Genomic DNA, 12,691 nt, shown 5'->3' with positions numbered 1-12,691 from the left:
TTAAAAAGTGTCTCGTGTATGGGTGCTTTTTTTGTGCTGCACATGCTGCCGATACAAGTCCGGAGTTGTGTTGATTTTCTGAACGATATCGTACAGATATTGCTTGTTTACAATATCTGTATTATTATTTTTATAGACGTTATCGTACAGATGGAGGTGGACATCATTCCAAAAGTTATCGTTACGGAAGAGCAATGGATTCAAAAAGGAATAGAGCAGTTTGCGCAAAGCGGAGCAGATGGCTTGGTTATCGAGAAAATGTCAGCTGATTTAGGCTGCAGCAAGAGCAGCTTCTATTGGTACTTCAAAAACCGGCATGAATTTATTACGCGCTTGGTGCAGCGATGGGCCGAACTATCCACGAACCAAGTGATCCAAACCTCGTCGGTACATGAGAAGCCGGAGGATCAGATTACGGACCTGCTGACTCAGATGTTCTCTGCGACCCGCAAGGGGGATTTTTTGTTTTACTTAAGGAAGGCAAGCAAGGATTCCCCTGCCTTTCATACGATTCTTGAAACGATCGAGCAGGCGAGAATGAAATACGCCGAGGAGCTTTTCACGAAGGCCGGCATGAATCCTGAAGCTGCCGCGCATAAGTCTACTCTTCTCTACCATTATTATTTGGGGTGGTATGAACGATCCAAATACGAGCCGGTTGGGGAGGAAGAGGTAAACAGGCATATTGACATGCTATGGGTACAATTGCTCGGATTTAAAGGGGGAGTACGATGATAAATGTGCTGACTTGGATGGTGGGGGGAATTCTGCTTCTGTTGAGCGGCATCCATCTGTATTGGATGGCAGGTGGAACAAGAGGAGCTCTGGCGGCAATTCCGAGCAAGGGGTCAGAATTACTGTTTCGACCGACGCCTGTAGCCACAGGCGTGGTGGCCGGGGCATTGGCTTTAGCCGGATGGTTCGTGCTGGAGCTCGGCGGGGTCGCCGGGCGGCAGCTATTCCCTGATTGGTTATTTGGTTTTGGAGGCTGGGTCCTCTCAGCTGTATTTATCATACGGGCGGCCGGGGATTTTCGATGGGTCGGGTTCTTTAAGAAACAGCAAGGAACCCTATTCGCCAAGTGGGATACCCTATTATACTCCCCGTTGTGTCTCTTCCTAGGGATTTGTTTCATTTTCCTCGCGAACAAATGATGAAGCGTATGCAGGGCAGGCGATGTTTACCATCGTCTGCCCTCATTTTTTGTTAAGAAGAGCCTATTTTGCCTTACAGGCACTGTTCATTTATGTCACTCATTCACCATTTTCATTATTTAGTGTGAAATTTGCAAAGCTCAATCAATACCGGCGATACTCAACTCATTTTTGATTCGATAAGATTGGGAACAAGGGAAGCGTGCGTAAACCTTCAGCATACAGAAAAGGAGAGAAAAAAGATGATGAATCAAAAGGACGTTACATCCGCGCAAGGGGCACTTCCCAACCTTTCCATTACTCCAAATACGCTTAGGCAAACAAAGCTGAGAAACCGGTTGTGGAAAGAGCGGTATTTATTTTTGCTGCTGCTGCCGGGGCTGCTTTACTTTATTGTATACCGGTATGTGCCTATGCTCGGGAATATCATCGCCTTCCAGGATTACAGCCCGTTTCAAGGCTTCTTGCACAGCGAATGGGTCGGATTGCAGCATTTCAATAAAATATTCAGCGACCAAGAAGTGATTCGGGTGCTGTGGAACACCATTTTTTTATCTTTTTTACAAATTGCTTTTGCATTTCCCGTTCCCATCGTGTTGGCCGTTATGCTGAATGAACTGAAAAATGAGAGGTATAAGCGGGTCGTACAATCCATCTTATATTTGCCCCACTTCTTATCTTGGGTTGTTGTCATCGGCATTATGACCATCTTCCTAAAGACGGAAGGGCTTGTAAACCGCCTGATCGAGCCGCTGTTTGGCATAGAACCGATCTCCTTTCTCCAGCAGCCGGGATGGTTTATGCCCTTGATCGTTCTGGAGGTCATTTGGAAGGAAGCAGGCTGGGGCACAATTATTTTCCTGGCGGCTCTGGCCGGTGTGAACCCTAGCTTGTATGAGGCAGCCGTTGTGGACGGAGCGAGCCGGTGGAGGCAAATCTGGCATATCACACTGCCTGCCTTGCGCAGCACGATCATTATTTTATTTATCCTGCGGCTCGGCACGGTGCTTGATTCCGGATTTGAGCAGATTTTCCTGATGCTGAACCCCTTTACGATGGAGGTCGGGAATGTTCTGGATACCTTTGTCTACTTCAAAGGGATTCAACAGGCAGATTTCAGCTTCGGAACGGCAGTTGGTTTATTCAAAAGCGTGGTCGGATTTATCTTGATTCTAAGTGCCAACTGGCTTGCGAAGAAATTTGGAGATGAAGGTGTATTTTAAGGCAAAGCCATTTCTTAGATATGACAAAGGCAGGTGGTTTCCATGGTTCATCACAAAACGTGGTTAGAACGATTGGGCGATATCATCAATGCGGGAGTGCTCGGCGTGTTAGCGCTGCTGATGCTTTTCCCCTTCTACTATATTTTCGTCGTTTCTTTTACTTCCTACGAGGAATATATAATAAGCGAGCTCGTTTTATGGCCCAAGAGCTGGGTGCCGGACGCCTATGCTTACATTATCAGCTCCCGGGAATTTATTCGTTCGATTGGAGTCACTGTGTTGATAACGGTAGTTGGCTGCTTGGCTAATTTGTTTTTTACAGCTACAATGGCTTATGCGCTGACCCGGAATATTTGGGGGCAAAAGGTGTTTTTGCTTCTCGTGGTGTTTACCTTTGTCTTTCACGCCGGGATGATCCCGACGTATTTAATGGTCAAGGCCACGGGACTTATAGACAGTTACTGGGCACTGATCCTTCCAAGCGTCATCAATCCGTTCAACCTGATTGTCATTCGCCAGTTCTTTCTTAATATTCCCAGCGAATTGAATGAAGCGGCTTTAATCGACGGCGCCAATGATCTGCAAATTTTCTCGAAAATCATTATTCCTTTATCCAAGCCGGCATTTGCCGCATTTGGATTGTTTTATGCCGTATTACAGTGGAACACTTACTTCGCTGCGATTCTGTATCTGAATGACCCGGCCAAGTATACGGTACAAGTTATTCTTAGACAAATCGTCATTTTGAACGACGTCTCGGATTCTCTCGCCTCGGCCGCCCGCGATGCGGCCCAAAACGAGCATAAGCCTCCCGGCGAGACGATTGGTATGGCCGCGATCCTATTTGCTACTGTGCCGATCTTGATCGTCTACCCCTTTCTGCAAAAGCATTTTGCGAAAGGGGTGATGCTCGGATCTGTAAAAGGCTGATAGAGGACTGCGAACGAAAAACGATAAGGTATGCCAAAAGACAAATTGGAGGGGTAACATGAAGAAATTACTGGCAATCGGTCTTACAATGACTGTGGCAGGGAGCCTGGTCGCATGCACATCCAACCAGCAAACGGAAACCGGTGCTTCCCAAAGCCCTTCGCCCGCCCCGGCAGGGGCGGCCAATGAGGATTCGAAGAAATTCACCATCTCAACCATTGGAGGGACTTGGGCTCCGCCGGTGAGCGCAGACGGAGGGGGACTTAAGAGCATCAATGAGAAGTTCAATATTGATCTTAAGCCTCAGTTTGTTCCATATGCCGAGTACAGCAGCAAACTGCCGGTCGTGATAGCCGGCGGAGATTTGCCCGATGTAATCGGGTGGGAGAACGTAGACGCCAGTTTTATGAAATGGGTTAAGCAGGGGGCTTTTCTTCCGCTCAATGACTACATCAACGACTATCCTACATTGAAGGCAGTTCCCAAGAACGTATGGGATGCTGTCACGTATAACGGGAAAATTTATGCGATTCCTAACTATGCTCCTGCGAAGTACGGCAAGAAGACCGTGATCCGCAAAGACTGGCTGGATAATCTCGGTCTCAAGATGCCTACTAACTATGAGGAATTGAAGAAGGTCGCCATTGCCTTTACGAGGGACGATCCGGATAAGAACGGCAAAAACGATACCTACGGGTTCGGGCTCTCCCAGGATATCACCTATGGAGCCCACATGGGGGCCTATTGGGATTCAGGATGGTATCACAAAAACGAACAGGGGCAGTTGATTCCGGGAACGATATCGGAGGGGTTCAAGGAACAGACGCAGTTCCTGGCGGATTTGTATAAGGAAGGAGCGATCCATAAGGATTGGGCCGTTTCCAAGGTGCTGGATGTCCGCAAGGACTTTTACGCCGGTAAGTTTGGCATATGGTATGAACAGGTGACGGGTCTCGATGAGGGTGCCTTCGATACCTTGCTGAAGCAATCGCCGGGCGCCAAGCTCGAAGTGATCCCGGCTTTTAAACAACCTGACGGACAGCAAGGATTCTTGATGCAATCCGGATTTTACACGGTAACGATGCTGAATGCCAAGCTGAAAAACGAGCCGGACAAAGTCAAGCGGATTCTCGGTTTCCTCGACTATTTCCGTACCTTCATTCCCGTTGACGAGCGCAACCCGCAGCATGCCGACTTTGACTGGATTAACGGAGGGGTCAACAAGGGCTATAAGATGGTAAACAACACGGTTGTTCCGGAGCCTTTCCCTGCTTCGGACATCAGACCAACCCGTTATACCCAGATCGCGGGCTGGGCGCCGAGCGATGAAGCGACTGAGCCGTGGAAGCTGTACACGAACCCGCTCGCCAGGAGCTACACGCAAGCCACGGTCGAGCATTTGAAAACGACGAAGTTCTACGTCAACCCGATCAACCGGATTTCTTCCGAACAGCTGATGTCCAAGGGCTCGGAGCTTAATCAGATTACACGGGCTTGGCAAACGAAGATGATCGTCGGCCAGGAACCGATCTCCAGCTGGGATAAGATGGTCGATGAGTTTATGAAAAAAGGCGGTAAAGAGGTCATCGACGAGGTGAACAAGCGGATGAAAGAAACAGGTACTACGGGAGAGTGGAAATAAGCCGCTGCCTGGGGAAAGAAGAGCCGGCACAGGATATGGACCTGTAGCCGGCTTTTCTTAATGAAGCTCATTTTTTCGGAATTCAGTGGGTGTGATGCCTGTGAGTTTCTTGAACATCCGGTTAAACGAGTTAATATTCTGGTAGCCGACGGACTGCGCGGCATCTTGGATGCGAATGTCGGGATGAAGCAGCAGCTTCTTCGCTTTGTTGATTCTTACGGAATTGACGTAGTCGACGAAGTATTCGCCAGTTTTCTCTTTGAAGTATCTGGACAAGTAGCCGCGGGAAATGTTGAGCTTGTCGGCTATGGAATCCAGCGTAATATCTTTGTCATAATGCTGCTCTAGGTAATCATATACAAAGTCGATGATATGATCCCGCTTCTCTACGGTTTCCCGGACAAGCTTTGACGATCTCTCCATCATCGAGGACAGGATCTCATCCAAGTACTCGTAGGTATAGCAGGATTGCAAGTCTGCAAGGGCGACTCTTGCGGGTTCGGGCTCGATTTGCCGCTGCTGCAGGCTTTTTTGCGTACGCAGGACAACGGATTCCGCAAAATGAAGAACGCTTTGTGCGCTTTGTCCGCGCTTGCTCATTTTGCCCAGCACCCGACGGACAAGCTGGAGGGCAGGGGCGGCATTTCCGCTGTAAAGATTGGCGTCCAATTCTTCTTCTTGGGCCTGCGACAGCCCGGCATCCTCGTCTTGAGTGCCGTCTGCCGTAACAACTTGGGTTTCGCAGCCGAATTTCCTCCTCTTCAGCTGGCTGAGACCGGTCTGATAGGCTTCATTCCAATCCTCCGTTCCTCCGGAAGCTGTCAGGGTGAAGAAGCAGTATTCACTTTCCGTTTCGAGCATATGATGAACCTGCTCCAGTGTTTGGGCAATTCGGGGATCGTTCTTATCCGTAAACACAATCGAGACAATCTGATCCATTTCCATTTGGAACGTGATGGAATCGGCATACGTCTGGGCAATAATTCGGTTGACATATTCGCGTATGAAGGAGGTCGCCCTCTCCTCCTGCACATTCAGCAGAGACAGCTTGGATTTATAGCTGACTTGAACCAAGAGGAGCACGAAAGAGCGATCCTCGGTGACTCTGGCCAAGTCGCTTCCGTCCTGGAAGCGTATTTTTTTTAACATATTCGAATAAGCGTAGTATCTCAGAAGGGATTCTTTATTGGACATGTCCTGATGGATATCGCGATTCGTCTGTAAAATATCGTTGATTTTGTCATGAATGATGTTAAATTCCTTGATCCCGCTCTCCAAAGTCAAGGGAACGTTCCACATCTGAATGGCATGAATAATACGCTTTACCGGTGTGTTAAGCCGGACACTGATCAGCAGGGAGACGATGACGCTGAAGGTTATGGTCAAAACAAGGAGCAGCACGAACGAAAAATTCCAGCGAACCTGACCCGAGATGCTCCTGTCCGGTAGAAGATGGACGTAGGTTAAGCCGTTCTCGCCTTTTTTGTAAAAGTAATAAACGTTGTCCTTCATGACATGGCCGGAAGGACCGGGGAACTTCGGAAAGGCGATATCGGCACGCTTGGATGAATTGTAAATCGGCTGGCCTTGTTCATTCAGAATGTAAAAGTAGTCGTTCACCGACTGACCCAGTTCCTTATACATATGATCCGCATCAACCATGGCCAGTAAATAAAAGTTCGGCAGCCCCTCGTTTCTCATGATGATGGGGAGCAGTTTTTTTTCCTCCGTCCAGCCAAAGTCATCCCGCTCGGCAAAGACGGATTCGGGAAGCAACCGGAATTTATCCGGCTGCGAGAATTGATCCTGCCAGAAGGCGACGCTATAATCGGGACTCGCATAGTAGCGGCGGAACATCGTTTCTATATCGGAGCCTCGGCCTTTTTCGATGGCAAAGCCGGAATCCTTGCTTAGCAGGAGGAGGTTATCCAAGTACAACGCTCGGTTGGAGACGAGCAGCCTGATCTTTTTCATGGTCGAAACGGCATGGGAATAATCGATAACTTCGTCTTGCGTGCCTTCCAGTTCCAGTGAAAAGGTGAGAATGGAGCTGTGGATGGAGTCGATCAGGCGATCGTAATTTTCCGATGTTTTTTGCAGGTTTAACGTGTTGTGGTTAATTACCTCTTCTTCCAGGCTGCCCCTGTAGAACACGACGGAGTACCAAATAAATGAAACCATGAAGGAGATCACAACCGTAAATCCGAGCAGCAGGCGGATGAACAGTGAGGACGTATATTCTTTGAGCCTCAAACCGGACATTATTTTACTAAGAGTTTGCCTGAAGGACATAAGGTTCTCCTTTGTCATGGGTAGGTGTCATTCTAATTAAACCATGAATGACCGCTTCGGGATATCATCGTATTTTAACTTTTTACGCTTATTTGAGAGTCGGGGCATTCGTTTGTACGGTTGTCCGCAGCCCCGGGGTTGAAAGGCTAGCGGACTCGCGCCCCGTGGTTTCTGACCATTTTTCAACCTCATCCACCATTTTCACCATTTGTGTAAAAACGGCGGAACTTATCGAATAGCGATGATGTTCAACACGGGATAAATTCGCTAACGTAGGGAACAAGTGGAGAACAAGAGGCCTGACTGCTGCAGATAAAGAGAGAAGAGACAAGGAGGGCGATACGGGCTTTTTTTTGCAAATCGTCGGAAGGCATGGGCGCCGGGCTCACGCACCTATTCTTAGGAGAGAGGAAGAATAATTATGAACAGTCGCATTGTCGCAAAAAAACCGCGATGGTTGTCGCTGTCCCTTTGTGCGGCATTATTGGGCAGCTCGCTCATGGGGGTTAGCTTCGGAGGAACAGCGATGGCTTCCGGTACCTCGCTGCCGCTCAGAAACACCTTCGATCAACAAGTGATCGGGGCAGCCCCATCCGGCTATACCGTAACGGGAACAGGCGGAACGGCGACTATAGCCGATCCGGCGGGGGACGGGAACAAGGCGATTAAGCTGCAGGATACGAACGCAGATACGCCAGGCGTCGCGATCGCTCAAACGTTTGTCCCGGCAACCAGCGGGAAGCTGATGTTCGAAGTGAGATATAAGTACGAATTCGATGCGACGAATGCTTATACGGTGATGGATGTCAACGTCATGGGCCATGCGGCAGGCCAGACGGCTTCCGTGCCGGCAGCCTCGTTTTCGATTCTGCCTACGGGAGCGACCCGGTTCGCATTGACGTCCACCCCACAGTTCGTAGGACAGTTTATTCCACATCCCGGTACCCTGATCGCAAGCGGAGCATGGTACACGATGAAAATCCTGATGAACATGGATGAAGGCACCTACGATGCCTATCTGACCAGCGATCAGCTCACGGTGGAGAAAGTCCCGTACCTAGCTGACGGGATTACCCGTACCGGACCTCAAACGGTCGCCATGCTCGGCAAAAGCTTCTACACGGCCGGCATAGCGAGTGTAAGCCAGATCTCCTTCGCAACCAAGAAGAATTCCGGAACCTATTATGTCGATGATATTAACGTCATTCGTCTGTTTGATGTAAAAGGTGCCGTCAAGGATTCGGCCGGCGAAGCAGTAGGTTCGGCGCAGATGCAGCTCTTCGCCGCAGCGGACACCGGCTTTATCAATCCGCTTGCAAGCGCGGAAACAGCGGTTGACGGCAGCTATACCTTACTGGCGCCGGACAATGGATCTTATGTCATCAAAGCATCCCGTGCGGGCTATGCCAGTCAAACGATCGCCGTAACGGTGGCGGATGGCAGCTCGCTCCATCATCATTTTCAGCTGCCGGACGATCCCTCCATCGGCCGATACGGGATTGGCGGTAAGGTAACGGGCGCCGGGACAGGGCAGCCGCTGGCTAATGTGACGCTCAACGTCTATAAGGAGAGCGACAAAGCCTTTGGCGTTAAGCTGGCATCGGCGGTTACCGGTCCGGACGGGAGCTTCGTCTTCACCAAGCGTCTGGAGAGCAATCGTTATGTCATTAAGGCGGCAGCGAACGGGTATATGAATACGCAGCATCCGGTTGCCCTCTATGATTTCGATCTTATGAAGGAAGACATTCGTATGCCTGCTGCCGTGACAGCGACGTGGGAGTCGATCCCCAAACCTCCGGCCGAGCATCCGCGGCTCTATGTGAGACAACAAGATATACCCGCTTTACAAGCGAAGATAGAAGGGCCGATGGAAGCGGTATGGCAGAAGGTGAAGCGCTCCAGCGAAAGCGGAACATTCGCCGGTCGTACATCGGGTATCAAGTATGACGATCCGGTTATGGAGTTTTTCTCCTTTCCGAATGTGCGTCAAGCGAGGTATGTGAAAGTCGTCGGCTATGGCACCGGCGAAAGCCTATACAACTCGATTGCGGAGACGGCCATCTATGACAGCGCATATACCGCGCAATCGGTTAAGCTGCAAGTGCAGAGCGTTTCGGCGAGCCTGGAATACTCGCCAGGCGAAGGCATGGCCACGATCGACGGCAATTATGAAACGCGATGGAATGCGGAAGGCGACGGCCATTGGCTGCAATACGACCTGGGCTCCGTTAAGTCCGTCGGGTCCATCGGGATCGCAAAGACCACTAATTTTGCCGGGAAATGGTTTTTTGATGTGCTGGTCTCCAGCGATGCCGTTACTTGGTCCAAGATCGATCTATCCACGGCACTGCCGGAAGGCGAGCTTTATTATCCGCTAGCCCATGGGGAAAGCACCAACTACTCGCTGTCTGTCCTGCGGGCGATTGAAGCGAATGCGGCTATCTATTTATTGGAAGGCGACGCACAGCGGGGCCAAAGAGCGGTTACTATGATCAAAAACTATTTGCGGACGGTTAAATTTACAACCGACGGCCAATATGAGCTCATGGGCAATACAATCCGGATAGCAGGCATGGTCTATGACTGGTGCTACGACTTCTTGACTAGCGCGGATAAGACGGAAATGATTAACGGCATGGAACTCCTAGCGGGCCAGATGGAGATTGGTTATCCTCCGGTCAAGCAGGGTTCTATCGAAAGTCACGGAGCAGGTCTGCAGCTGCTGCGGAATCAGTTGGCCGGCGGGGTGGCGATCTACGATGAGAAGCAGGATATGTATAGGCATGCGGCACTCCGGTTCTTTAAGGAAATGATGCCCGCAGCTAACTTTTTTAACATGGCGCATATGAACTTTCAAGGCGATTCCTACGGTCCGCGCAAGATCGAAGCGGAGCTGTGGGCGCAATGGACCTTCCGCCGGATGGGGATAGGGCCTGTATATGACGAGAGCGACGCCGGAGCCAGGCTGTACCGCTCGCTCTATGAGCGGCGTCCGGACGGATTATTGATGACTTCGGGCGATTCCTTCATTAATCGGTATACGCATAAAAACGCTTATGCCAAGTACCCGATGACCTGGGTGCTGGGAGCTTCCTACTACGACGATCCTTATTTGCAAAGCGAGCTGCTCAGGCAATATACGCCGGGGACAGTCGATCCGCTTACTGAAATTTTGTTTGTGGATCTGAATATACCGGCTCAGCCTGTCAGCAGCCTCCCGCTGACGAAGTACTTTGATTATCCGACCGGTGCGATGATAGCCCGAACAGGATGGGATGCAGATACTTTAGTGAATAAAAATTCCGCGACGGTCATTGCCGATATGAAGGTCGGCGGCTATCAGTACAACAATCATCAGCACCTGGATATGGGCAGCTTCCAAATTTATTACAAGGGAGCATTGGCGCTGGATAGCGGTATCTATGAGGGCTCGATCGGCGAGCCGGGGAAACCATGGAAAACTCAGTACGGCAGCCTCCATGATCGCAACTATCATAAACAGTCGATCGCCCATAACACGATGCTAGTCTACGATCCTGGTGAAGAGAAGCGATGGGAAGGGGGAGTTGTTGCCAACGACGGCGGACAGCGCAGGGGAGGCGACTCCAATCCTGCATTAAAGCTGGAGGAGTTAGTGGACCAGGATTTCTACATGGGCAAGGTGCTGGGGCATCAAGCGGGGCCTGATACGAACAGCCCGGCTTACAGCTATCTGAAAGGAGACCTGACGGCAGCCTATTCATCGAAAGTCAAACAGTTTATGCGTTCCTTTGTTTTCTTGAATATGAAAAATAATGAGCATCCGGCGGCTATGGTCGTCTTGGATAAGGTCGCTGCAGCCGACCCTTCATTCAAGAAATATTGGCTGCTGCACAGTATGGAAGAGCCTGTCATAGCCGGAAATCAGACAACGATTGCCCGCAGCGAGGCCGGATATAACGGTAAGCTGGTCAACAATACTTTATTGCCGGAAGCCGGCAACACGACCATTGAGAAAATTGGCGGACCGGGCCGTGAATTTGAAGTATTCGGAACGAATTACCCGCAAGCAGTATCCGGATCGTATAGTACGAACTCGGTTGAAGCCGGAGCATGGCGCATCCAAGTGTCGCCGACCGCACCCGCTGAAACGGACTATTTCCTGAACGTTCTGCAAGTGATGAACAATAACGGAATAGCGCCGCTTCCCGTGCAGAAGCTGGAAACGGATCAGCTGATCGGAGCACAGCTTGCCGACCAGGCCGTCCTCTTCAGCAAAGACGGCAATCGTCATGAAGGCAATGTGACCTTCCAGGTGTATGGCAGCTCGCCGAGCATGAATGTCGTGGTTGCGGATCTGACGGCAGGCGTGTGGAAAATATCCCGGAACGGCCGGGAGCTTTACCGTGAAGTCACGGAAGACGGCGGTCTGCTGCATGTCGAGGGAGCGGCAGGGACTTACGCGCTGACTTATCTGGGAAGTGCTGAAGCAGCCCAGGTGGTGAAGGTTCAATTAGTGGACAGCCGTGGTAATCCGCTGAGCGGAGGCGAGGTTCAATACTACGACAATGGCTGGAAAAGCCTCGGCACAACCGACTCTACGGGAACCGTCATCCAAGTGCTGCCGGACAACACGTATAACTTCAATATGATCTATGAGGGGACCGTACAGCAGAAGGTGCACGATACCGGAAGCCATGCCAAGCTCCTTTTTCAAACGGTTAAAGCCAATGTGAAGCTCATAGACAGTGCCGGGAACCCGTTGTACGGCGGTGCTGCGAAATATTTTGCAGGGGAGTGGCGTTCGATTGGAACGACTGGAGCCGGGGGAACAACAGCCAAGGAGCTGCTGCCGGGAATTTATACCTTTTCTATGGATTACGATGGCATGTCGACGCAGCTTGAAAAAAATATAGGAACCGACTCCTCGGTCGTTTTTCGGACGGTAAGCACGAAAGTGCGGCTTGTCGATAGCGCGGGTAATCCGCTTGAGGATGGAAGTGTAAGCTACTATGCGGGGGGCTGGAGGTCCTTCGGAGAGATGAAAGGAGGCGAGGCGGTTAAGGAGCTGCTTCCGGGAACCTACAGCTTTACGATGAACTATCAAGGTACTTCGAGCGGCCAGGCGCCCCATATCGGGACAACAACGACCGTCACCTTTCAAACGATTCCCGTAAAGGCGCAGGTGCTGGATGGTACGGGTAATCCGCTTAACGGCGCGGCCATCAGTTATTACGGAGATGGCTGGAGAAGCTTCGGCACGACTGCCGGCGGCCAGGTGTACAAGGAGCTGCTGCCCGGCAGCTATCTATTTGCCATGAGCTACGCAGGCACTTCCAGGCAAGCGGTGTATGCAATCTCCGCTGGGAATCCGAACGTTATTTTTCAGTAAGCGGATACGAATTGATCTAACAACTTTGCGGGGGAGCTGGCGGTTGAGCCCATTCTCCCCCTTCATGTTAAGGAGCGGA

At 50.7% G+C, this 12,691-nt stretch carries 7 protein-coding genes; 6 read left to right on the top strand and 1 reads right to left on the bottom strand.

Features of this window, described 5'->3' with window-relative positions; genetic code table 11:
• Positions 1-18 precede the first annotated feature (18 nt).
• The 5 genes from BLR08_RS16580 (at position 19) to BLR08_RS16560 (ending at position 4,949) form a co-directional block, all read left to right on the top strand.
• The gene (locus BLR08_RS16580) at positions 19-735 is read left to right on the top strand and encodes a TetR/AcrR family transcriptional regulator (protein ID WP_256257691.1); all 717 of its coding nucleotides are present in this window, start codon (positions 19-21) and stop codon (positions 733-735) included.
• Positions 732-1,154 (top strand): DUF3995 domain-containing protein, encoded by a 423-nt coding sequence (locus BLR08_RS16575; RefSeq protein WP_072332674.1) that lies wholly within the window; start codon positions 732-734, stop codon positions 1,152-1,154. The genes BLR08_RS16580 and BLR08_RS16575 overlap by 4 nt, the downstream gene beginning before the upstream one ends.
• Before the next feature lie 242 nt (positions 1,155-1,396).
• Positions 1,397-2,377 carry an ABC transporter permease gene (locus tag BLR08_RS16570; protein WP_256257692.1) on the top strand — a complete coding sequence of 327 codons (981 nt, stop codon included), beginning with the start codon at positions 1,397-1,399 and terminating at the stop codon, positions 2,375-2,377.
• 42 nt (positions 2,378-2,419) lie between these two features.
• Positions 2,420-3,307, top strand: coding sequence for a carbohydrate ABC transporter permease (locus tag BLR08_RS16565; protein ID WP_072332677.1), 888 nt, complete (start codon positions 2,420-2,422; stop codon positions 3,305-3,307).
• A 58-nt stretch (positions 3,308-3,365) separates the two neighbouring features.
• Positions 3,366-4,949, top strand: coding sequence for an extracellular solute-binding protein (locus BLR08_RS16560; RefSeq protein WP_072332680.1), 1,584 nt, complete (start codon positions 3,366-3,368; stop codon positions 4,947-4,949).
• Positions 4,950-5,006: 57 nt separating this feature from the next.
• Here BLR08_RS16560 and BLR08_RS16555 read toward each other — a convergent pair whose 3' ends face one another.
• Positions 5,007-7,241 (bottom strand): helix-turn-helix transcriptional regulator, encoded by a 2,235-nt coding sequence (locus BLR08_RS16555; protein ID WP_072332683.1) that lies wholly within the window; start codon positions 7,239-7,241, stop codon positions 5,007-5,009.
• Between the two features lie 526 nt (positions 7,242-7,767).
• Here BLR08_RS16555 and hepB point away from each other — a divergent pair.
• Positions 7,768-12,612 (top strand): heparin/heparin-sulfate lyase HepB, encoded by a 4,845-nt coding sequence (hepB, locus tag BLR08_RS16550; RefSeq protein WP_072332686.1) that lies wholly within the window; start codon positions 7,768-7,770, stop codon positions 12,610-12,612.
• The last annotated feature ends 79 nt before the right edge of the window (positions 12,613-12,691 follow it).

Origin of the sequence: Paenibacillus sp. cl123 (genome assembly GCF_900101595.1) — a bacterium.
Classification (GTDB): domain Bacteria; phylum Bacillota; class Bacilli; order Paenibacillales; family NBRC-103111; genus Paenibacillus_G.
Note: the sequence above shows the minus strand (reverse complement) of the source record. Positions and strands in the feature narration are given on the sequence as shown.

Excerpts from the sequence above, each read along its gene's own strand:
- BLR08_RS16580 (WP_256257691.1), top strand. The coding sequence starts at position 19 with ATGGGTGCTTTTTTTGTGCTGCACATGCTGCCGATACAAGTCCGGAGT.
- BLR08_RS16575 (WP_072332674.1), top strand. The coding sequence starts at position 732 with ATGATAAATGTGCTGACTTGGATGGTGGGGGGAATTCTGCTTCTGTTG.
- BLR08_RS16570 (WP_256257692.1), top strand. The coding sequence starts at position 1,397 with ATGATGAATCAAAAGGACGTTACATCCGCGCAAGGGGCACTTCCCAAC.
- BLR08_RS16565 (WP_072332677.1), top strand. The coding sequence starts at position 2,420 with ATGGTTCATCACAAAACGTGGTTAGAACGATTGGGCGATATCATCAAT.
- BLR08_RS16560 (WP_072332680.1), top strand. The coding sequence starts at position 3,366 with ATGAAGAAATTACTGGCAATCGGTCTTACAATGACTGTGGCAGGGAGC.
- BLR08_RS16555 (WP_072332683.1), bottom strand. The coding sequence starts at position 7,241 with ATGTCCTTCAGGCAAACTCTTAGTAAAATAATGTCCGGTTTGAGGCTC.
- hepB (WP_072332686.1), top strand. The coding sequence starts at position 7,768 with ATGGCTTCCGGTACCTCGCTGCCGCTCAGAAACACCTTCGATCAACAA.